The following is a 21,694-nucleotide window of genomic DNA, read 5'->3' on the forward strand; positions in this document are numbered from 1 at the left end:
ACAAGGATGATTATATAATCTGGGTTTTTCTTTGTCAACCATTTTTCCTTGACAGCAAGTCCGCTCAAGATTTTTTCAGAGGCTGAGAACGAAGGTAAACAAGTGCATCCTCCACTGTACGGACTGGCACTACTTTCATCGAGGTTCCGATTCGTTTTGCCGTAGCCAGCGCTTCCTCGTAATTGGAGATCGGTCCCTGATCATCCTGCGGTGCAAAAAAGATCTCTGCTCCTGCCTTGTCTGCAGCGACAATTTTGTGGTTGATTCCTCCGATTCGTCCCACAGTGCCGTCGAGCGAAATCGTCCCCGTCCCTGCTATTTGATAGCCGCGGGTCAGATCCATTTCCGTATTGAGCTGATCATATATCTCCAGCGTCATCATCAACCCGGCGGAAGGGCCTCCAATGCCCTCGGAAGAGATCGTCACCCGATTGGGCACGATAATTTCCTGCTTGTCTTCGGGCCGGATGCCGATCCCGGCATTTTTCGATTGGGGCAATTGATCGAGAACCAGTGTCTGCTTTTGCTTCTTGCCGTCCCGCGTAAACTCGATCTCGACGGAATCCCCCTTGCGTTTTTCTGACAAATACCCGAGCAAGTCCTCTTTTCGGGACATTTTCTTCCCGTCTACTGAGGTGATAACATCCCCTATTTTCAGCACATTTTTGGCCGGCATGTTGTCAACCGTGCCCATCACCCAGACGCCCTGATTTTCCACCTTCACGTCGTATCCCGCCATCCGGAAAGCGACAGCCTCCGCAATTTTTTGCGAGTTGTCCATGACCGCAAGCTCGCGTCTGGTAAAGTCCTCGTTGCTTTCCCCTTTGCCGACAACCAGCTCTTTTTCCATCAGCTCGGCATCCGGGGAGAGCTGCGCGTACAAATACCAGGCAAGATTGGCCTCTCCCATCCGCACGGTCGTCAGCATAAAGGCACCGGTCTCGTCTTTTTCCCCGCCTTCGACATCGATCATCGGGGCCAGCTCAATAGCAGAGCCAGGTCTTGTAACATAATACGGCGTAGGTACAAAAAATAACAACCCCAGGGCAACCGGGATTACAACCATCAGCCAGCGGGCAAAGCCGTTTCGCCCACTGGCACTCCGGTGTGTCGTTATTCTTTCTTCACTCATTCTCCTGCCCCCAGTTCGCGATCATTTCCTGAATTTTGTCTACGTATTCCAGTGCCGCCTGTTCTCCGAGCGCAATAATCTCTTCTATTCCTGTATACGCGATACTGCTATAGTGTCCAACATCGGGGCGAATTACGAGATCGGCTGAGAGGATTCGATGGCGCAAAATCTCCCGCTCCATCACGTCGATTGTCTGGGCGATGACATCAAAAATGGTCGTTACTTTCATCGGCGTATCAAACAGCGCGACATCAACGGCGATGACCAGATCAGCTCCCATGTCGCGGATGACCGTGATGGGGACACGGTCGATGACCCCGCCGTCCACCAGCAGCCTTCCGTCCACCCGCTCCGGTACAAAAATGCCCGGAATGGAGATGCTGGCACGGACAGCCTGATCGACCGGGCCTTCCTGAAACACGACCCGCTCTCCCGTCTCGATGTCTGTCGCCACGATGGCAAGCTCCCTTTGCAGTTCCTCAATTCTTTTCCCGTGTGTCAGCAACCGAATTAATTGCTTGATTTTCTCGCCCGTCACAAAGCCAAGGCTCGGTACCGTCAGATCGAGCCAATGCTTGCGCTTCAGGTTGAGGGCCAGCTTTTCCATCATATGCGGCTCAATGCCGTTGGCGTAAACTGCCGCAATCAGACTGCCCATACTGCTTCCCGCCAGCATATCGATCTTGATGCCATGGGCTTCAAATACCTTGAGGACGCCGATATGGGCAAATCCCCGCGCGCCCCCCGATCCCAGGGCAAGCCCTATCTTTGGTTTCCTTCTCTTTTCCATGTCCACATCCCCCTTTTCAAGCGTATGTGGCCGATCGCCAAACTTTTCATGCAAACAACGCAGGCGAATAGTTTTGTCCTTCCTCACGTAGACATGTACTATCTAGCTGCAGGACAGGAGGTAGCCATGACACGCCGCTCTCCCATTCTCACATTGTTATACGCTTGTTCAGCGATCGCTCTGGTCATCATTCTGGTCTCCCATCCGCAGACGTCCTTCGAGGCGGCGATCCGGGGCTTGAAAGTATGGTGGGAGATTGTCTTCCCATCCACTTTGCCATTTATCGTATTGTCTGAAATTCTGATGGGCGTAGGTGTCGTCCACTTCGCAGGCGTTTTGTTAGAGCCTTTGATGCGCCCCCTCTTTAACGTTCCGGGGACGGGCGGCTTTGTGCTTACGATGGGATTCGCTTCCGGGTATCCGGTCGCAGCCAAGCTGACAACCAGACTGCGGGAACAAGGAAGCATAACGCAGGCAGAAGGAGAAAGACTGGTCTCGTTCACGACGACAGGCGACCCCCTGTTTGTCATCGGGGCAGTCTCCATAGGCTTTTTCCACAGTGAACAGTTCGGTTTTGTCCTCGCCTTCAGCCATTACGCGTCCGCTTTGCTGTTGGGGGTGATATACCGGTTTTACTCGCCTTTTGCCCCATCCAGCAGACCTTTGGAAAAAAATCGCCTGCCCCTGCCGCTTCGAGCCTTGCAGGCGATGCACCGGGCCCGTATTCGGGACCGTCGGCCATTCGGGCGGCTAATGGGAGAGGCGGTTCAATCAGCCCTCCATACTTTGCTGATGATCGGCGGGTTTATCATCGTCTTTTCCGTCCTGATTCAGTTGTTCGCCACGATTGAGCTGACCCGATTTTTAAGCAGTCTGCTCGCCGTGTTTCTCGGTCCTCTGGGCGTCCCTTCGGCCTTCTCCTCCGGAATTATTGCCGGTTTGTTTGAGGTCACGCTGGGTGCTCAAGGAGTGAGCGTCGTCAGCTCTTCCGTACCTATGATCTGGAAAGCGGTCGTTGCCAGCGCCATTATTTCGTGGGGTGGGCTCAGCGTGCACGCTCAAGTGGCAAGCATCCTCAGCGAAACGGACATCCGCGTTGCTCCGTATCTGATCGCTCGGGTCATTCACGCCGGCCTCTCCGCTTTACTGGCCTTTTTCTGCTGGAAACCGTTAACGGCTGCTTCTACCTGGTTTTCCGAAAGAGACGTCCCGGTGTTTATGCCGACGACCTCCGGCGTGCCTGTCGTGAGCTGGTGGGATTCCTTGCTTCATTCCGGCCTCGCAGCAGGAGCTCTCCTGTGTGTTCTGCTGCTGCTCAGCTTTTTGTTGCGCGGCACGAAAGGCCACAAGCCGCAATAAACCGGAGGCAAGAAATCAACGGAGAAGGTGTCACTTGCCGGCAAATTTTTTCGCCAGCGCATCCTCTACCGGGGGCGGCACCAGCCCTTTAACGCTTGCGCGGTATTTGGCCAATTCCCTGACGATGCTGGAGCTCAGGTAGGCATACTGCGGGTTGGTCAAAAGAAACATCGTCTCTACATCCTCGCCAAGCGTTTTGTTGGCCGCCGCGATTGGCATTTCATAGTCAAAATCCGCATTTGAGCGCAGACCGCGGAGGATAACGCTTGCCTTCTGTTTGCGCATGTAGTCCATCAAAAGTCCACTGAAGGAATCGACTTCGACATTAGGCAGGTGTGCGGTCGACAGCTCCAGCATTTCTACCCGTTCCTCTACGGTAAACAACGACTGCTTTTGCGAGTTATTCAGTACAGCAACGATTACTTTGTCGAATATCCGGGCACCTCGCGCTATGATGTCGAGGTGTCCGTTCGTTACTGGATCGAAGCTTCCCGAACATACGGCAATCCTCATAGATTTCCTGCCCCTTTGCGTAGTTGTAGAATCATTCCGGCTGCTGGTCACTTTCCGATGCAGCTTTTGGTTCAAGTTCGTCCGTTTGCTCTTGCTCCTGCTTTTGATCCGTCGCGCCGCCCGGTTCGAAGCGGTAGATGGTAATCGTCGTTTCACCATATGTAGACGTGCGGTCAAGACAGCATTCGCCAATCACGTCGGGCAAGCGGATGGCGCTGTCGTGTTCGGCGACGATCCAGGCTCCTTCCGCGAGCAGTCCTCCCTCCTGCATCTGCATGATCTCCTCGGCGATATGCTGATGGGCATAAGGTGGATCGAGAAAAACAACATCGAAGGCGATCTTCCTTTTAAAGAGCTGCTTTAATGCTCTGCCCGCATCGTTACGGTACAGCTCGGCCCTCTCCTCCAGCCGGCAGGCGGCTACGTTCTGTTTGACGACGGAAAAGGCCTTGGGATCCCTTTCCACAAATACGCATCGCTCGATTCCCCGGCTTAACGCCTCAATCCCCAAACCGCCTGTACCTGCGTACAAATCAAGAGCAATTCCGCCCGAGAAATAAGGACCAATCATATTGAAGATGGACTCTTTTATCTTGTCAGTAGTCGGACGGGTCCCTTTTCCGGGCACCGCCACCAGCTTTCGTCCCCTGTGTTCACCTGAAATTACGCGCATAAGCCATTCACCTTTGCAGTCTGGTTTTATTCCTCTTGGTTGAGAATGATTTCATACTATCACAACGGCCTAGGCCGGTAAAATTATTCAGATGGAAAATTTTTTCGCAGATGCTGAATAAAACGCACCTCCACTGGAAAAGAATATGGATAGCGACGCAACGGTGTCGCTGACAACCGCGGAGAAGACTTACGTTTCCCCATAAGCTCTTCCTCCGGTTTCTCCTCTCCCATAATTGAAAAGCAGTTCCTACTCGCGCACGGCGTGTCTGATAGGAGCATTCCGTGCCACCGCTCCCGAACAGGGAGAGATGGACTGCTGCCTCACTGCATTTGCGGTGAGGTTTTTTTTCTGTCTGCAGGGCACACTAACGCCAGTTTCGTGTACTGGAGGGATGAAACATGGCTGAAAAACTTCCATCGAAGCAAAAGCAGGAGGCTGCAGCGGCTCAGTCACGCGCTGACCGGACAGGAACAGGCAAGGAAGAAGCTCGCCTCATGCAGTCCGCAGCAGATCAATCGGACATCGTCAAGCACGGACAATAAGCAAACAGGCCAGCCTGAAAGCGAAGGCTGGCTTTTTCTATGGAAAAAAGCGCTGCTCCCACAACGGCGCAAATCGCCTTCTTTTCCCTACCCGATCCGATCAAAACATGCGGATACTAACGTAACAAGAGCAAAAAAGGGGGATTTTCGTGCATACCGTCTGGAAGGGGTCGATCAGCTTCGGACTGGTCAACATACCTGTGCGAATGTTTACTGCAACTGAAGAAAGGGATGTCCGTTTTCGCCAGCTTCACAAGGAATGCCATACACCGATCCGGTATACGAAAATGTGTCCGCATTGCGAAAAAGAAGTGGGTGCCGAAGACATCGTTCGCGGTTTTGAGTATGAAAAAGGAAATTACGTCATTATTCAAGACGAGGATCTGGAAGCCATTACTCCCGAAACGCGCAGAGCCATCGAAATTGTAGATTTTGTCGACTTGACCGAGATTGATCCGGTTTATTTTGACAAAAGCTACTTCCTTTCGCCACAAGAAACCGGGGACAAGGCTTACTCCCTGTTGCGGGCAGCGATGAAGGAAACGGGAAAAATCGCGATAGCCCGGGTGACCATGAGAAACAAGGAAAGTCTCGCTGTCATTCGCCTCTATGAGCACTGCATCATGATGGAAACGATCTTTTATCCTGATGAGGTGCGCCCGGTAGCTCAGGTGCCTGCGCTTCCAGAAGCTGATGTGGCGCTGGCGGAAAATGAACTGAGGATGGCTGCCGAGCTGATCAATAATATGACGACAGCTTTTGAGCCGGGCAAGTACAAAGATGAGTATCGAAGCAGCCTGCAGGCGCTGATCGAAAAGAAAAAGGAAGGAAAAGAAATTGCCGTGGCTCCCGCTGCGCCGCGCGCCAACGTCGTCGATCTGATGCAGGCGCTCCGAGAAAGCTTGGCGGCGACTGGAGATCAGGCCACTCCGGCAAAATTGGAGCCGCATCCAACGCCAGCCCCTCCAGCAGGAGTCAAGAAGCAGCCTGGAATCAAGCCCGAACGCAAAAGCCCCGAAAAGCCGACCGCCGCGACAACGACAACAAAAAAACTGCGCAGAAAAAAAGCAGAAACGTCCTGACCCGTCTCTGCCCTTGTTTATCTGGCCAGCCGTTCATCCGGCTCAATATGAATGTGCACGGTCCCGATCTTGTGTTTTTCCTTCATGTGTTTCTCAATCTCTTCTGTAATGACATGGCTCTCCAACACATTCAGGTCCGGATCGACATGAATAACGGCGTCGACGATTACACTGCTTCCCAGGTATCGGGCTTTGATGTCTTTGATCTCGGCGACACCGGGTATTTGTGAAATCGTGTTACGCAGGACCTCCAATTCACCGTAGTCAAATCCATCGGTGAGACGGTGGGCGGCTTCTCTGAAAATCTCCCACGCAGTTTTCAGGATGATCACGCCGACTACAAGCGCTGCCAGCGGGTCCAGCCAATGGAGTTGGAACTGGGCCCCGGCAATCCCCACAAAAGTACCGATGCTCACCCATGCGTCGGAGCGGTTGTCCTGCGCAGCAGCAGCTACAGCTTGACTGTCAATCAATTTGGCCAAACGGATGTTGTAACGGTAAACAGCCAGCATCACCACAGCAGAGCCCAGCGCCACCCATGCAGCCACCATATCGGGCGCCTGCACCTCCGGATTGAACAGGGATGGCACGGCCCTCGTCAACACTTCAATTCCGACCGCAAACATAATGAAGGAAGCGACCATCGAAGAGATCGTCTCTGCCCGGAAATGCCCGTAGGGATGATCTTTATCCGGCGGCTTGCGGGCGATTCGAAGTCCAATCAAAACAGCAATGGATGCTATCACATCCGTCGTGTTGTTCAATCCGTCAGCCAGAAGCGCCTCCGAGTCGGCAAACAAGGCAACGACAACTTTTATGATCGAACAGAAAATGTACGCGGCGATACTGATCCACACCCCGCGTTCTCCCTGCTTTAAATTTGCGTAAACATCCATCCGAACCACTCCAATACAATCCATTTCAAGCGATCTTCATCGTATCAGACCCGGTTCGTGTGGGTCTACAGAAACAGTTTTAGTCTGACCCATGATCGTAGAGGGGGGGAAACTATGTTGGCCTTGGTCAATTTTTCAACTCTCCAAAACACAGTGATCAGCAGGTACATCAACAACCGCTTGAATACTGGGCTGTCGCAGTGTGTATCCCTCTGTCCACTCGGCAAATTGGACCTTCACCGTGATCTTTGGCGTCAACCAGACAGCTCCTTTGACTCTCGATGGTTTGTTGGCAAAGGGTGAATTCTGTTGCGTCAAAGGCGCTATCCTTTCTGTAAGGGCCCTCCAGTCGCTTTGAGTGAATCTGCCTGTTCCCGCATGGCCAATGTAAAATAAATGCCCCTCTTGATCATACAACCCCAAAAGAAGGGCATTTACGATGTTATCGCGGAGTGTCACTCCCCCAACAACTGCGATGGTGTCCCGGTAATATTTTTTCTTTTGCCACTGCTTCTCTTTGCCGCCAATGACATATTTGCTGTTCAGATCTTTCATGACTATGCCTTCCATCCCATGCTGCTGGATAACATCATACAAAGCCTGGCCATTGTCATTGCCAGGAACCAACTGGACGTGCTCATTTGGCATGATGATTTCCGACAGCAGGCTCATGCGTTCACGCAACGAACGATTGATAATCCACTCGCCATCCAGGAAAATCACATCAAAGATCATGTAGGTAATCGGAACCGCCTTTTGTGCCTGACTGACTTTTTCCGGTCGCCGAATGCCATCCCGCCGCATCACTTCATGAAATGACGGTTTTCCGTCAGACCCTAATGCGATGACTTCTCCATCCAGGATTACGGAGCGAGCTTTGCAGTATGTTTGTATGTCAGCAAGCTCCGGAAATTGGATTGTCCGCTCATTTTTTCTCCGGTTGAACAAACGCGTTTCCTGTCCGTCAAAGTAGGTAACAATTCGGACCCCATCCCATTTAACCTGGGCTATCCAGTTCGGCCCTTCGGGGATTGTTTCGCAGCTGATCGGTTCCATCGGAATGATTGGATGCATCCTTTCACCTCATGAAAAGGATTAATTCGTACCTCTTACCATCAACATCTCCACATTCGGCCATTCAAATGCATGATGCGGGCAGAACACAAAAAAGCGGTTCTTTTCTTAGAAACGGAGACAGCTTTGAATCACTCGTTTTTGGCTGCTGCGAAAAAAAGCAGTGCTAGCCCAAGACAGAAAGGATAGCCTCAGACTTTGCACTGCCTTTATTTATTTCTGTTCATCAAGTTCTACAAAGTAGTGGTCCTTCCGATATGACACTGCCTCCATCGTAGCTATCAGATTTTCCTCGTGACATTTATCGATCCGATAGAATCCTGTACGAACGTTTCGTTTAACCTCCGTCGCACAGGCAACGATTCTGTCTCCGGCTTTGCTGATTCCATAAACTGAATAGTGGTGGAGATGCCTCAAGGATGTATTTCCGTACGCGTTACAGGCAACCGAAAATGCGTGGTCAACCAACGCATAGATAACTGCACCATGTACGGTTCCCTATGCATTTACCATATGATTTTGAACATCCGGCACCGCTTCCGCAAAACCGGCCTCAAACTTTGTTACCTGAATACCTGATGATCGGGCATACGGGCCGCTCTGTACCTTTGATCATTGCGGAACTCATTTTAACGGGAAAAGCAAAGCGTCGAGGAAAAAAGGCAGCTTGCCCAGTCGGCCAATTCCATTTTTTCTGGTATGTTCCGCAAGCTGCAGGAAATAGCCGGGGATGAATCCACTCCGCTTTATAGCGACATGCTCTCAGATTTGGCCGCTTTATGTTTGCTATGGTACCAAATGCCAACTGGTATCAGCAGCAGTGAAAGAACGCCGCCGCCAAGCGAAAGGGCCGCGTAGCTGGAATACGCTACGACCATGCCGGATAATGCTCCGCCCGAAGCCCCCGCCAAAGCAACCAGGACATCAATGGTACCTTGCGTTTTTGCCCGAGTAGACGGGTTGGTTGCATCTACGATAAGCGCTGTGCCGCTGATCAATCCGAAGTTCCAGCCAAGCCCGAGCAGAGCGAGAGCAATCGTGAGCAGCAGCATGGAATCTGCAGGTGCGACAGCCGACAGGACCCCGGCTGCAAGCAGAATCGCCCCAGACGCAAATGACATCGCCACTCGTCCCACCTTGTCAACGAGAATACCGGTCACAAGAGACGGCAGGTACATGGCGCCAATATGAACGCCGATGACCAACCCTACCTCACTGAGCCCATGCCCGTGGTGTTTCATGTGAACAGGTGTCATCGTCATGATCGCGACCATAACGATTTGGGTTAAAATCATGACGGTCGCCCCGACAATAATGCCCCGGGTGTTTGCGGATACGAGCGAGCTTTCTTTCGCAGCCGGGCTTTGATCCTTTTTGTGTGCATCAGCGATTGCCTTGGCTACAACGAATGGGTCCGGACGGAGGAAGGTCAGAAATACAAGCCCTGCCAGAATAAACGCGGCGGCACCTAGAATGAAAGGACCTGCCAGAGCCGGAACTCCGATCGAGGCGGCGAATCGCCCCATTACCTCCACCAGATTTGGACCAGCAACCGCACCGAAAGTAGTGGACACCATTGCAATACTGACTGCTGTTGCCCGCTGTTGCGGCTTAGCCAAGTCCGTCCCTGCATAGCGTGCTTGCAGGTTTGAAGCCGTGCCTGCACCATAGAGCAGCAGTGAAGCGAAAAGAAGCCATATATTGTGACCAACAGCCGCAAGCACTACCCCAACCGCACCTACGCCACCAGTCAAGAATCCTGCTGCGAGTCCAAAACGACGTCCGAAACGCTGAGAGAGCCGCCCGACCAGCATCGCGGCTACTGCAGAACCAAGGGTGAGCAGCGCGGCAGGAATCCCCGCAAAGCTGTCCGTTCCGAGCATATCCTGGGCGAGCAGCGCTCCGACCGTTACCCCGGCTGCAAGGCCGGCTCCTCCGAAAATTTGTGAAATGACAACGATAAGCAACGTCCGCTTGTACAACTTCCCCTGCATTTCCGGGGATTGAATGTAATGGTGGAAGCTCGATTTTTGATTTTGGTTTGCGCTTGCATCACAGGGTTCTTTTGACACGAACGGGAACCACCTTTCCAGTCTAAATTTTGGGCAGCCTTGCATATTGATCGGTTTCATGTTCCCGTTTCGCATGAATCAGGCAATCAAACCGTTGCGAGATCATCAGGCAAGAAGAGGCTGGCTGCATACTTACGAGCAAACAAGTATTGGCGAAGATTGTAAATCCACTTCATGGAAAAGTCAAATCATTTTGAGCAATCCCAGGATTGCAAAGGTCGTACAAGTGTAAAGCCGGTTCCACCCTTGCCCTGGTGAAAACCGGCTCTTTCCGACAGCTCAAGCTCTGTTTCTCTAAGCCCTTCTCGCGATTGATTTTGCTCGCTCCATGATATGATTCAGGGACTGCAGTTCCAAATAAGAGAAGATAAACGCCGCCAAAAATCCAAAAAAGTAAACGGCACCGAAAACTCTTCCCCATCCCCCATAAAAGGGCTCTATAAATGAACCGATCAAAAGAGAAATCGTGCATATGGCAAAACATATCCACCACAATCGTGTGTATCTGCGATATTTCTTTAGGAGAGGGTGGCTGCCTTGATCCGAGCCTGCTCTCTTTCCTGCCTTTTGCCGTGCGGACAAGAACAGCAATAGCAACATTGGCCATTGGATCAACGGAACAAGTACAGGCAATACAAAGCCGATGAAGTTATTCACGTCGTTTATGTGCTGAAAGGTAGTAATGCTGAGGATCAGGACAAACCAGCCAAACGGCCCGTTGCAATACGTATAGTCCTCCCTTCTGGTCAACGTCCCGATCCCGATCAGTAGGGTCAAGTAGGTGATGACCACTTTAATCGCGAAAGCGGGAAACCAGATGCTGAACAGCATCACCTCGAACCGGTCGAGGAAGTCAGTCAAGTGGATCTGCTCAACGAGAACATATACGGGATAATTCAAGCGGCTTGTGATCAGGTATCCCATGACACCCAGTTGAATAATCAGGATCAGCATTATTCCGAAGCCGGCCATCGTCGCCCCGTGCTTAACCGCCGAAAAAAACAACCGGGATTGGGAAATGGCATGCAAAAAAGCGCCAAAAACAAAGATATCCCCGTACAACCCCCCTGACATCCAATTGCTCAGCAGCAACGCGACAAACTTGCTGTCCATAATCGGCTCGAGTCGTCGAAGATCATATTCGTTGGACAAGATAAAATACATCGAGAAAGAGAGTATAAAAAACATCGGGAAATACATCTCATTTACCCGAGCCGCCACTTCCATGCTGGACCGCCCGAAATACTGGAGAACCACGACAAAGACGAGAAGAATAATCTCCAGCGGGGTCTCGCTCAGCAAACTGAGATGCAGAAAATGACCGACTCCTTTTATATCGCGCAAAAGGATGAGCAAGAAAAAAAGCAGCAGTATTCCATTAAGCAGGCTGCCGGCAACACGCCCTCTGGTCTCTATCAAGATTTCAAATATGTTCTTCCCCGGATAAGCCCGAATGAGCCTTTCAAACACATAGGCGACAAGAACCGTATACATGACAGGCAGCAATTGGGACAGCCAGGCATCGTTTTTGGCCACGACCGCCAGTTGCTGCGGAAGGCTGACAACGGCCCCTGTCATAATCACACCGCTCGTCAGCCAGGCGATCTGGCGATGGTTGATCACTTGTTTGACTTGCAAATTTTCCTGCCCCCTTAGTAAAGGCTCATCATCCATGCTTTAACCCTTGACTCGAAAGCACTGATCGTGTTTTGAAAGGGCTTGAAGATATCAACCTGGTAAAACGCAGCGACGAACAGGCACAGCGTTGCGATATAGAGCAGATAGATGACCACTCTCATTTTTGAAGAACGGTGATGCTGTAACATGATGTCACGGATTGCCATCAAAGAGAAGGAAAGGAGAAAAATCCCTGCAAAAATCAGGTTCATTTTATCTCATCTCCTCCTTGGTTAGGTTCTCTGTGGTTTGTCCGATGTTTGGAACAGTCGCTCTGGTACGAATCTCAAATGTCACTGCTTTCAAATGCTTGTCCCAGTTTTCGCGAAACGATGTTTTCCATAGCTGAGGATATTTTCTTGCGAGCACCAGTCCCAACCCCGCTATGTCGCTCTGGTTTTTCACCATTTCCTGAAGGGTTGTTCGTATGCCTTCGCTTATGTTGGCAGCCAGCTTGTTTTCCAGCATGCGCAAATTCTTCGAGTTTCCCCAATCGGTACCGCTGTGATCTTCAATGATTGCCGCTCTCGCGTGGACGTTTATTTGAAAATGAACCTTTCCATTACGGACGATCGGTGTAATTTCCATCCTACCTTGATTTACTTGAACACTGATCCTGTTTTTTCGGATATCAAAATCCGTAGCGTACGAATAGAAAGTCGGTTGGAACCATCGAATCCCTTTGGCATGCTCCAAGGTTAAAAAATGAGCGAACCGATCATCGCGAAACATGGAAAAACCGATCAGCTCGATTTCCTTTGATTTCCCTTTTGGTCTGGAATCAACGCTTGCCAATACTGGCAGATACGCATCGACACCAGGTGTATTCAACATCTGCGCAATGTCTTTTACCGTAACGGTAACACCCACCATTTTGATCAATTCTCTCATCGCTTCCGCAGAAAATCTCTCGAACTGAGGCTGGGCTTTGAGAAGATCGAAGCCTTTCCCTTTCGCCACGACCATGTATGCTGTCAGGCGGTTTTCCGGAAAACGGGCGATGACATCAAGTATTTCTCTCAGCCCTGATTTGGCTGTCTCCTCGCCAATGACAATCACCCGATGATGGGCGTAAAAAAGCTTTCGACTCATCCTTGACTGCAAAACGTTGTTCGCTTCCCGGAGTGTTTTTCCGGTAGCCGAATCCACATAATAACTCTTGTCTCCACTGGTCCCTCCACCACCGCCGGAAGGACCTCCGAGACTGCTGACCAGGGGGAGTTGTACAGACATCCGGTACAAGCCGTCCTCTTCCTTATCCACCGCGAAAGCAAGGATGAGCGCCAGATCGTTCACTTCTACCCGATCCCAGCACCCGGTAAGCAGCAGTGAATGAATCAGGATGACGATGATACTAGCAATTTTGAAGCGGGAACTCCTTTTCACAGTACCACTCCCCCGGTTATTTCTGTTTATTTTAGCCTCCTCAATCGCTCGTTTGTCTGGACTTATTGATCGAGGCTGTGTTCAAGCGTTTTTCGTCCTCTACCCCCGTAAAGCTTGGGCGTTTCTCCATTATTGTCCAAGGAGCACGAATCAGCACATCCTTGAAGTCGCCTATCGACATCGGCGCCAGCGGGGAAAGGTACGGCACCCCAAACGAGCGAAGGTTTGCCATGTGTCCCATAATCAGAAGAATGCCGACCAGAATGCCGTATATTCCCAAAAAGGAGGCGGCAAACATCAATGGGAAACGAAGCATCCGCAAAGCGATCGATGCATTGTAATGCGGCAAGGTGAAGGAAGCGATTCCCGTGATCGAAACGACAATTACCATCGGTGCCGAAACGATTCCCGCCTGGACGGCAGCCTGTCCTACGACAAGCGCCCCCAGAATGCTGACTGCCTGCCCTACTGTTTTCGGCAATCGAATCCCCGCTTCGCGCAGGGCCTCGAACGAAATCTCCATGATCAGCGCCTCGACAATCGCCGGAAACGGAATGGATTCCCGCGCTGCCGCGATGCTCAGCAATAAAGTGGTTGGGAGCATCTCCTGATGGAAGGTCGAAATCGCTACATAGCCTGCCGGTGTAACAAGAGAAATAGCCAAAAACAAATAGCGCAGCCAGCGGACGAGTGTGGCCATCTGAAAGCGTTCATAGTAATCCTCGTTGGCTTGCATCATCATCCAGAACGTAGTCGGAACGATCAGGACCATTGGTGTCCCGTCGACAAAAATAGCAATCCGCCCTTCCAGCAAAGCGGCTGCAACCGTATCAGGCCTTTCCGAATATTGGACCTGCGGAAATGGCGACAAAGCATTATCCTGGATCATCTCTTCGATATAACCCGATTCCAGAACCGCGTCGATCTCGATGTGCTCGATTCTCGAAATAACCTCGTCCCGTAAAGCAGGGTCTACTATTCCTTCCAGATAGGAAACGACGAGGTTCGTATTGCTCTCCTTGCCAACGACGATTGATTTCATTTTCAATCGGGGCGTTTTCAGCTTCCGCCGGAGAAGGGACGTATTCGTCCGGATATTTTCAATGAATCCCTCCCGCGGCCCCCGTACGACAACTTCCCCTTCCGGTTCGTTTACGGAACGTTTTTCGGCTCCGCGAATCCCGAGCGTGAGAGCAATGTCGTTGCCGTCTACGAGAATTCCCGTATCTCCCCCAAGCACAGCCGACAGAAAATCCTTGTAGCTGGTGACCTCGGAAATTTGCGAGACGGGGAGAACTTCATGCTCGATGCTCCTGATGCTCTCCCGGCCACCCTTCAGGATCATCAGCGCCCTCAGTGCTTCATTAACGGATTGCGTATCAATCAAGCCATCTACAAAGACCGCACAAGCTTGAACACTGTCTTTCAGTTGAAACTCACGCAGAACAAAATCCGAGCAATCCTGAAACAGATGTTCAAGAATCTCAATGTTCTCTTCCAAAGAAGAACGAACGGGAAAAGACTCCAGCTCGCTCAGACTTTTTTCGTTTAACTGGGCAATATTTTGTTCCTTCTTTGACTGACGAGTATGCTTCATACGATTCACCAACTGTTAGTAAGCTACCCGTATTATGTTACTCGGGTTTCCAAAATATGCAGGTGCCTCGCTTGCATATGTTTGGCCAATGCGGGAAAAGTAGGGGCAGCACTAGTCCCAGAGGGAGGGATTTGTCTTGCCTACTGAAGCTGCTGACATTACCGTTGCCGTTGCGGGCAAGGAATTGACGATTACGAATACAACCAAACCGCTTTGGCCGGAAGCAAACGTCACCAAATGGGATTACATCGGTTATTTAATGGAGGTCGCCTCTCCGTTTCTGGCTTATACGAAAGACCGCCTTTTAACTGTTATCCGTTATCCCCACGGCATCCACGACAAGCATTTTTATCAAAAGAACATTCCTGAGTACGCTCCGGACTGGATCGCTTCCAGCGTATGGGAAAATACCGCTTATCCCCTCTTAAATGATGCGGCGACTCTTGTTTGGTTGGCGAATCAGGCGGCACTGGAATGGCACGTCTCGTTTCACCTGGCGGGAGACGAGATACCGACTGAGCTCGTTTTCGACCTTGACCCGTCTACACCGGAATTCGCTCCCGTCGCCGAAACGGCCATGCTTTTGAAGGAGCTGTTGGACGATTTGCAGCTCCCCTCTGTCGTCAAGACTTCTGGCGCATCGGGCTTGCAAATTTACATTCCGATCGAACGTCGTTATACATTTGAACAAACGAGACAGGTCGGGCATTTCTTGGCGACCTACCTGGCGGAAAAGCGGCCTGATCTGATCACATTGGAGCGCCTGGTCAAGAACAGGGGCACGAAGCTCTACATCGATTACTTGCAGCCCTGGCGGGGAAAGACCTTGACCGCCCCCTATTCGACGCGGGCCCGCAAGGAAGCGACCGTTTCCACACCGCTTCGCTGGGAAGAGGTTCCCCATATCCACCCGACTGATTTCACCGTCCATACGGTTCCCGAACGGTTGCAAAAGTTCGGCGATTTGTTCGCTGCCGTCCATGACCAGAAGCGTGCTTCCCTTGATTCGATCCTGGCCTTTCTGAAACAAAAGCCATAAGTGCGGCGGTCCACAGGCTGCCTGCTGTTGCCATCTGCACAATTGGAACTGCGCATGCGATTTGTGCTATACTGTGCAGAGATGTTTGGAGGCAAGGAGGAATACAACATGATTGATCCGATAGCATTATCACTTGGCCCCATCAATATTCGCTGGTACGGAATCATTATGGGGTTTGCGTTTTTTCTGGGAACCTATCTCGCCCGCTACAATGCCAAGCGTTCGGGCATAGATCCTGATCACGTCCTGAACATGGTCGTACTCATCATTCCCGCTGCCATCATTTGCGCTCGTGCTTACTACGTCATTTTTGAGTGGGACCAGTACAAAGACAATCTCCTCTCCGTTTTCTACGTTTGGGAAGGAGGGCTGGCGATTCACGGCGGCTTGATCGGCGGCGTTCTCGCCGGTGCCTGGTATGTCCGCAAGCACAACCTGCCGTTTTTGCTGCTGGGGGATGCGATGATTCCCAGTGTCATTCTGGGGCAAGCGATCGGCCGCTGGGGCAACTTTATTAACCAGGAAGCGCACGGCGGACCGGCAACTGCGGAGTACATGGCTCATTTTCCTGCGTTTATCCGCGACCAGATGTACATCGGGGGGCAGTATTACCACCCAACGTTCTTCTACGAGTCGATGTGGAACCTGCTCGTCTTCGCCATCCTGATGGCAATGCTGTACCGCTTCAAACGCTTTGACGGACAAGTATTGTTCAGCTATCTGGTCCTGTATTCAATCGGCCGCTTTTTTATCGAGGGCATGCGTACAGACTCTCTCCTGATCGGCGGAACATTGCGCGTTGCCCAATTGGTCAGCCTTTCTCTAATCGCGGTGGGCATTATCTTGCTGATCGTGTTTGCGAGAAAAAGCAGACAGTCCATCCAGTCCCACAATACTTCAGAATAAGAAACAGAATGACAGAGCCACCCTCCAACGAGCGGTGGCTTTTCTTTCGGGGCACCTGCGTCTGAATTGTCGAAAAGATGGGCATACTAAGGAAAAAACAAGGCGGGTGTTTTGATATGAATGAGGGTATGTTGGAGGACTACCTCGACAGGGATGTCCGGGTTCACTTCGCACCGGCGATGATTTCCGCTGGTACATCCTCCTTTGAAGAGGGGCGGCTCTACGATTACAGCGAAGACGGCATTCTTCTGGAGATGACGGACGGGTCTCTCGCGTATATTCCCATCTCATCCATACGCATGGTCACCATCAAACCGAAACAAGGCTTTTGGGCGCGTCTGACGCGTCCGTCATAACTTTGCTGGCAGCAAAAAGCGTCCTTCCCCGTACGGCAGGAAAGGACGCTGGCATTTTATTTATGAACGCTATAGACGAATTCCTTTTACAGGAACACATCGTACACCACGTAACAGGCAGCAGCCAGTAAACCTGTAGCCGGCAACGTGATTACCCATGTGACCAAAATCCTTCCGGCAAGCCCCCATTTAACAGCTGAAAACTTTTGGGAGGCACCTACGCCAAGAATCGAGGAAGTAATTACGTGCGTTGTACTGACCGGCAGCTTGAACGCCGTAAAAATGGTGATGATCATCGCCGACGAAAGGTCTGCAGAGAAGCCGCTGATCGGCTTGATTTTCATGATCTTGCCGCCCATCGTCTTGATAATCCGCCAGCCGCCGACAGATGTCCCTAGTGCCATCGCCACCGCAGCGGAGATTTTGACCCAGAGAGGAATGGAGAAGTCACCGTTTTCCGGCGTCATAAATCCACCGGAAATCAATGCGAAGGTAATAATCCCCATCGTTTTTTGCGCATCGTTGGCTCCATGGCTAAAGGATTGCCAGGAGGCAGCTACGACCTGCAGCATCCGAAAACCTTTGTTCGTCGGATGATACGCCATATTGGCTACGATCGCCGAAATGATCTTGATTACGGTAAAACCGACGACAAATGCGATCAATGGAGAAAAAATCAAGGCTTGTACAATGCTGATAAAGCCTGCCATGTTAATGGAACCGACGCCAGCAGCACCTACGACTGCCCCAGCGATCCCGCCAATCAGCGCGTGCGAGGAGGAGCTGGGAATTCCGAACCACCAGGTGATCAGGTTCCACAGGATGGCTGACGTCAATGCAGCAAGCACGACGACCAATCCGTTTTCCAACTGGAACGGGTCGGCAATCGATCCTCCGATCGTTTTCGCTACCCCTGTGTACGTGAGCGCCCCGATCAGATTTAAGAACGACGCGATAATGATAGCCGTGCGCGGGCTTAACGCTCGGGTAGACACTGAAGTCGCGATGGCGTTAGCGGTATCGTGAAATCCATTGATAAAGTCGAAGCTAAGCGCCATGATCACAACGAGGATCAGGATAATCATATCCGGGGAAAGACTAGGCATTCTTCAGCACGATCCCTTCTACCAGGTTGGATACGTCCTCGGCAAAGTCGGCACAGTCTTCCAGTTTGTCGTAAATTTCCTTGAGCTTGATCGCTTCGATCGGATCAGCGTTAGGAGCGTTGAGCAAATCAGAAACCATTTTACGGTAGTTGGAGTCGGATTCATGTTCCAATTCCTTGATTTCGGCAGCGTATTTGGATACGACCTGATGATCCAGTTTGCGCAGCGTACGGATCAATTCGATCAGCTTCGCCGAGCATTTCACCAAAATGTTGGCCTGTGCAAGCACGCGCGGATCTGGCTGGCGCACCTGGTACAAGTACATCCGGTCTGCTACGCCGTCGATGTAGTCGATCATTGAGTCCATCGTATGGGCCAACTGGTGAATATCTTCCCTCTCCAGCGGAGTGATAAAGGTAGAGTTCAATTCATTCATAATCCGGCGAACGATCTCGTCCCCTTCTTTTTCCACCGACTTGATTTCTTTTACTTTGGATTCCAAGTCCTGGTAGTTCCCGATCATTTCATAAAACAGATGGGTTCCCTTGTGGACATTGGCAATTTGCTGCTCGAACAAGTCAAAGAAGATGTGCTTTTTGCTTTTTAACATAAGATCAGTCGTCACTCCTTTGAATAACTAACGCCTCACCGATTATATCGAACAACTTTGTGAAGGTAAATTTAAAAACAAGGACAAATGTGTATTTTTTTCTTTAAGAAATTGTTAAGTTTTTGTAAAGACAGATGACAAATGAAAAATGATGCGTTAAAACGGCCCCGATCCTTATTTTCTGAAAGGATAAAAAAATACCCGTCCGCCTAGGGTACGAGTGTTAGTGTTGCCAGTTGTTCACTTTTTATTTCCCGGCTGCCAGCATGCCGTTTTTTTCTTTGACTTCCCCCTTTGCTGCCTGGACTCGGCAGCAGGAATCAGCGGCGGTGCGTGATCCGGTAAAGCTTGCGCTGGCTGGCGTAGCCTTCGACCAATTCAATATCGTTGTCATATGCGTGAAACCTCTTCTTTAACAAGGCACGGAGTTCATCGTGTGTCTGGCTGTCCCTTGGAGATCCTGTCACCTCGACGACAAGCATTCCCTTGAGTGTCTCCCCCGTTATGGCCGTTCTCTTTTTGCCCGGTTTGACCCAGAGAGTCAGCTCTGTGACCTCCCGCTTCCATTCCGCCGCCTTCTCCAGCTCCTGGCTGATGATCTGAAAAGACTTCCCGGGTAACTGCTTTCTCCTCGCCGCCTCCATCTCCCTGCTGGCCGCTCGTGCTGCACGCTTGGCAGAAACGACGCGGCTCGGCTGAATTTCGAGCGCCTCGACTCCGCATATCCGGTCGAGAAGCCTTGGCAGGCGGTGCAAGAACTGCAGGATTGTAGCGTAAGGAGGGTCTTCGCCGCAACGCTCCGTGACGACTTTGTAAAGCCCGTTTTCCACCATTTCGGCGATCATCAGCCAGCCCGGTCCGTCTGCCTTTCGTACGGTCAATTTCATCCTTCTCACCCCAACTAATTGTATATACAACCATTAGGGTAACAAAAGGATATTGCATATGCAACCATCATTTCTCCAGGTGGTCCCTCAGCCTTACCACCATGCTTAGAAACATGTCTTGTTCAGCTTTCGAAAATGGCGCAAATACGCTTTGCGTGAAATGGTCCCGTACTGCCTCCAATGTTTCTTCTATGACCTTCACTTTATCAGGCTCCATTTTTACGATGTAGCTTCGGGCGTCCTGGGAATGGGGCTCCGTTTTCAGCCAGCCTTTTTTCAGCAAACCGGGCAAAATGCGCGATATCGTCGTCTTGTCACGCAAAGTCCGCTTTCCCAATTCCGAGGGAGTGAGCCCGTCCGTTTGTGCGGTCGCAACCAACAGTTGCCACTGCTCGGGAGTTATGCCATACGGCCCAAGCGCTTTGGCTGTCTCTTCCCTGATCAGTTGGCCTACGCGATGAAGGTTGTGGCCGAGGCTGTCTCGAAAGCGATCTGTCATGTACCCTGTCTCCTTTTATTCTACCCTTGGGGGATCTGGTCTTCCTGCGATAATGCAGTTACTTCCTATAGAAACACAGGAGTAAGCATCCGTCAAAGCTCTTTTATAGCTTTTAAATCTCTGAAAGTTGCCAACAGAAACAATTTCCTTTCTTTTCAATAGACGCTCCCTTATACTTATGTCTTACTAAATAACCTTTTATCGGAAGAGAGGAATTTGTCGCATGGCTTGGCTGCAGAACATCATCTCACGCTATGATACCACGATTTGGATACGCGTGATCGGAACCATCCTGACAACGTTTGCCGGTTTTATGCTTCGCCCTTTTCTCGCTTTCTATTTGTACGATCGGATGGATGGGAATCTTCTGGTAGCAGCAATGGTTACAAGCCTTCAGCCTCTCACCAGCATCGTGGCCAGCGTATACGCCGGTGGACTTGCCGACCGCTATGGACGCAAGCCTTTGATGGTGGCCGCTCTGGTCATCGAGTCGATTTCGATGGCGGGCTATATTTGGGCCGAATCCCTGATCGCCTTTGCTTCTCTAACCATCCTGAATGGAATTGGAGCCGCTTTGTTCTGGCCTGCTGCCAGCGCCCAGGTGACAGACGTCGTCCCGGAAGAAAAGCGCAGCGAGGTGTTCGCCCTGCTCCATACCGCTTTAAACCTCGGAGCAGCCGCAGGCCCTCTTATCGGGGTCACGCTTTACAAGATCAACCCGGCTATCGCCTTCGGAATTTGCTCGGCGACGCTCATGATCTATTGTCTGTTGATCATGTGGAAAATCCCGGAGACACTCCCCAAGGAAAGAAGGGAATCCGGCAAACAGAAAGGGGGGCAGCCAGAGGACGTGTCAAAAGCGCCGAAGCTCCGCTTGCGGGAGCATACCACCCTGCTGTGGATGACATTGGCCGCAATCCCCGTCTCACTGTTGTACTCGCAGGTGGAAATTATCCTGCCGCAGCACTTGCGCACTCGCTTTGACGACTTCCTGACGGTATTTGCCACCTTGATGACAATCAATGGAGTACTGGTCGTCTGCTGTCAAATCGCCATTGCCAGGTTTGCCGATCGGTTCCCGCCCGAGCGAATTATTCTCGCCGCTTACCTGCTGCTCGGATGCGTCGGATTCGGTTACGGTTGGGCCCCAGTATTCTGGCTGCTCGTAGTGGCCGAAGCCATTTTTACGATTGGCGAGATGCTCTATGGCCCGCAGATCCAAAAGGCGATCTCCGTACTGGCACCAGCGGAGCTCCGAGGGAGATACTTTTCCATTTTCGGCGCGAACTGGGGAATCACCGGTACGATAGGTCCGTCCACCGGAGCCGTCGCGTTTCGCAATATCGGCGGCGCGTACTGGTTTTCCATCGTCGGTCTGCTCTTGCTGATCGCCGGAGTGTTTCAATACGGTTTGGTGAAAAAGGCTGTCAGAAAGTCGTCTTCCGCACCGGCAGAAACTTCTGTGAATATGTCCGCATCATGAGCCGCAATTATT

22 protein-coding genes and 1 pseudogene are annotated in these 21,694 nt (G+C 51.3%); 7 read left to right on the top strand and 16 right to left on the bottom strand.

Annotated features, from left to right (window positions below; translation table 11 throughout):
* Positions 1-64: 64 nt before the first annotated feature.
* On the bottom strand, positions 65-1,132 hold the full coding sequence (locus tag NST37_RS15315) for a SepM family pheromone-processing serine protease (RefSeq protein WP_003386045.1): 1,068 nt from the start codon (positions 1,130-1,132) through the stop codon (positions 65-67).
* Positions 1,125-1,922, bottom strand: coding sequence for a patatin-like phospholipase family protein (locus NST37_RS15320; RefSeq protein WP_003386047.1), 798 nt, complete (start codon positions 1,920-1,922; stop codon positions 1,125-1,127). Before NST37_RS15320 ends, NST37_RS15315 begins: the two co-directional genes overlap by 8 nt.
* A gap of 126 nt (positions 1,923-2,048) precedes the next feature.
* Between NST37_RS15320 and ylbJ the strand changes: the two genes are divergently transcribed.
* Positions 2,049-3,281 (top strand): sporulation integral membrane protein YlbJ, encoded by a 1,233-nt coding sequence (gene ylbJ / locus NST37_RS15325; protein ID WP_003386048.1) that lies wholly within the window; start codon positions 2,049-2,051, stop codon positions 3,279-3,281.
* Positions 3,282-3,311: 30 nt separating this feature from the next.
* On the opposite strand, the gene coaD is transcribed toward ylbJ, so the two are convergent.
* Positions 3,312-3,794, bottom strand: coding sequence for a pantetheine-phosphate adenylyltransferase (coaD, locus tag NST37_RS15330; protein ID WP_003386050.1), 483 nt, complete (start codon positions 3,792-3,794; stop codon positions 3,312-3,314).
* A gap of 31 nt (positions 3,795-3,825) precedes the next feature.
* Positions 3,826-4,467 carry a 16S rRNA (guanine(966)-N(2))-methyltransferase RsmD gene (rsmD, locus tag NST37_RS15335; RefSeq protein ID WP_031932929.1) on the bottom strand — a complete coding sequence of 214 codons (642 nt, stop codon included), beginning with the start codon at positions 4,465-4,467 and terminating at the stop codon, positions 3,826-3,828.
* 401 nt (positions 4,468-4,868) lie between these two features.
* On the opposite strand from rsmD, the gene NST37_RS15340 reads away from it, so the two are divergent.
* Entirely contained in the window at positions 4,869-5,012 is a 144-nt protein-coding gene (locus tag NST37_RS15340; RefSeq protein WP_170208356.1) for a hypothetical protein, read from the top strand.
* A gap of 149 nt (positions 5,013-5,161) precedes the next feature.
* Entirely contained in the window at positions 5,162-6,094 is a 933-nt protein-coding gene (locus tag NST37_RS15345) for a Ku protein (protein ID WP_003386053.1), read from the top strand.
* Between the two features lie 17 nt (positions 6,095-6,111).
* Here NST37_RS15345 and NST37_RS15350 read toward each other — a convergent pair whose 3' ends face one another.
* From NST37_RS15350 to NST37_RS15385, 8 genes and pseudogenes are all read right to left on the bottom strand, one after another.
* Positions 6,112-6,990 (bottom strand): cation diffusion facilitator family transporter, encoded by an 879-nt coding sequence (locus tag NST37_RS15350; protein WP_024982980.1) that lies wholly within the window; start codon positions 6,988-6,990, stop codon positions 6,112-6,114.
* Between the two features lie 135 nt (positions 6,991-7,125).
* Positions 7,126-8,064: an RNA ligase family protein gene (locus NST37_RS15355; protein WP_003386055.1), complete on the bottom strand. Its 939-nt coding sequence runs from the start codon at positions 8,062-8,064 to the stop codon at positions 7,126-7,128.
* A 213-nt stretch (positions 8,065-8,277) separates the two neighbouring features.
* A pseudogene (locus NST37_RS15360) lies at positions 8,278-8,550 on the bottom strand (phenylacetate degradation protein); the annotation flags it as partial.
* Between the two features lie 260 nt (positions 8,551-8,810).
* The gene (locus NST37_RS15365) at positions 8,811-10,058 is read right to left on the bottom strand and encodes an MFS transporter (RefSeq protein ID WP_194247226.1); all 1,248 of its coding nucleotides are present in this window, start codon (positions 10,056-10,058) and stop codon (positions 8,811-8,813) included.
* 372 nt (positions 10,059-10,430) lie between these two features.
* Positions 10,431-11,774: an endospore germination permease gene (locus tag NST37_RS15370; RefSeq protein ID WP_172921134.1), complete on the bottom strand. Its 1,344-nt coding sequence runs from the start codon at positions 11,772-11,774 to the stop codon at positions 10,431-10,433.
* A gap of 14 nt (positions 11,775-11,788) precedes the next feature.
* On the bottom strand, positions 11,789-12,025 hold the full coding sequence (locus tag NST37_RS15375; RefSeq protein WP_003386058.1) for a hypothetical protein: 237 nt from the start codon (positions 12,023-12,025) through the stop codon (positions 11,789-11,791).
* Position 12,026: 1 nt separating this feature from the next.
* Positions 12,027-13,199, bottom strand: coding sequence for a Ger(x)C family spore germination protein (locus NST37_RS15380; RefSeq protein ID WP_339185549.1), 1,173 nt, complete (start codon positions 13,197-13,199; stop codon positions 12,027-12,029).
* Positions 13,200-13,239: 40 nt separating this feature from the next.
* Positions 13,240-14,796, bottom strand: coding sequence for a spore germination protein (locus NST37_RS15385; protein WP_311068376.1), 1,557 nt, complete (start codon positions 14,794-14,796; stop codon positions 13,240-13,242).
* Between the two features lie 136 nt (positions 14,797-14,932).
* Here NST37_RS15385 and ligD point away from each other — a divergent pair, with 136 nt between their 5' ends.
* From ligD to NST37_RS15400, 3 genes are all read left to right on the top strand, one after another.
* Entirely contained in the window at positions 14,933-15,835 is a 903-nt protein-coding gene (gene ligD / locus NST37_RS15390; RefSeq protein WP_172921136.1) for a non-homologous end-joining DNA ligase, read from the top strand.
* 108 nt (positions 15,836-15,943) lie between these two features.
* Positions 15,944-16,741 carry a prolipoprotein diacylglyceryl transferase gene (gene lgt / locus NST37_RS15395; RefSeq protein WP_172921137.1) on the top strand — a complete coding sequence of 266 codons (798 nt, stop codon included), beginning with the start codon at positions 15,944-15,946 and terminating at the stop codon, positions 16,739-16,741.
* Positions 16,742-16,857: 116 nt separating this feature from the next.
* Positions 16,858-17,097 carry a hypothetical protein gene (locus tag NST37_RS15400; protein ID WP_003386066.1) on the top strand — a complete coding sequence of 80 codons (240 nt, stop codon included), beginning with the start codon at positions 16,858-16,860 and terminating at the stop codon, positions 17,095-17,097.
* An 86-nt stretch (positions 17,098-17,183) separates the two neighbouring features.
* Here NST37_RS15400 and NST37_RS15405 read toward each other — a convergent pair whose 3' ends face one another.
* From NST37_RS15405 to NST37_RS15420, 4 genes are all read right to left on the bottom strand, one after another.
* Positions 17,184-18,203, bottom strand: coding sequence for an inorganic phosphate transporter (locus tag NST37_RS15405; protein WP_003386067.1), 1,020 nt, complete (start codon positions 18,201-18,203; stop codon positions 17,184-17,186).
* Positions 18,196-18,813, bottom strand: coding sequence for a DUF47 domain-containing protein (locus tag NST37_RS15410; RefSeq protein ID WP_003386068.1), 618 nt, complete (start codon positions 18,811-18,813; stop codon positions 18,196-18,198). Before NST37_RS15410 ends, NST37_RS15405 begins: the two co-directional genes overlap by 8 nt.
* 320 nt (positions 18,814-19,133) lie before the next feature.
* Positions 19,134-19,700 (bottom strand): DUF167 family protein, encoded by a 567-nt coding sequence (locus NST37_RS15415; protein WP_024982974.1) that lies wholly within the window; start codon positions 19,698-19,700, stop codon positions 19,134-19,136.
* A 67-nt stretch (positions 19,701-19,767) separates the two neighbouring features.
* On the bottom strand, positions 19,768-20,199 hold the full coding sequence (locus tag NST37_RS15420) for a MarR family transcriptional regulator (protein WP_172921138.1): 432 nt from the start codon (positions 20,197-20,199) through the stop codon (positions 19,768-19,770).
* A gap of 223 nt (positions 20,200-20,422) precedes the next feature.
* On the opposite strand from NST37_RS15420, the gene NST37_RS15425 reads away from it, so the two are divergent.
* Positions 20,423-21,682, top strand: a complete 1,260-nt coding sequence (locus NST37_RS15425) for an MFS transporter (protein ID WP_003386071.1) — start codon at positions 20,423-20,425, stop codon at positions 21,680-21,682.
* Positions 21,683-21,694: the final 12 nt, after the last annotated feature.

This window comes from Brevibacillus sp. FSL K6-6036 (genome assembly GCF_037964015.1).
Lineage (GTDB): Bacteria > Bacillota > Bacilli > Brevibacillales > Brevibacillaceae > Brevibacillus > Brevibacillus borstelensis.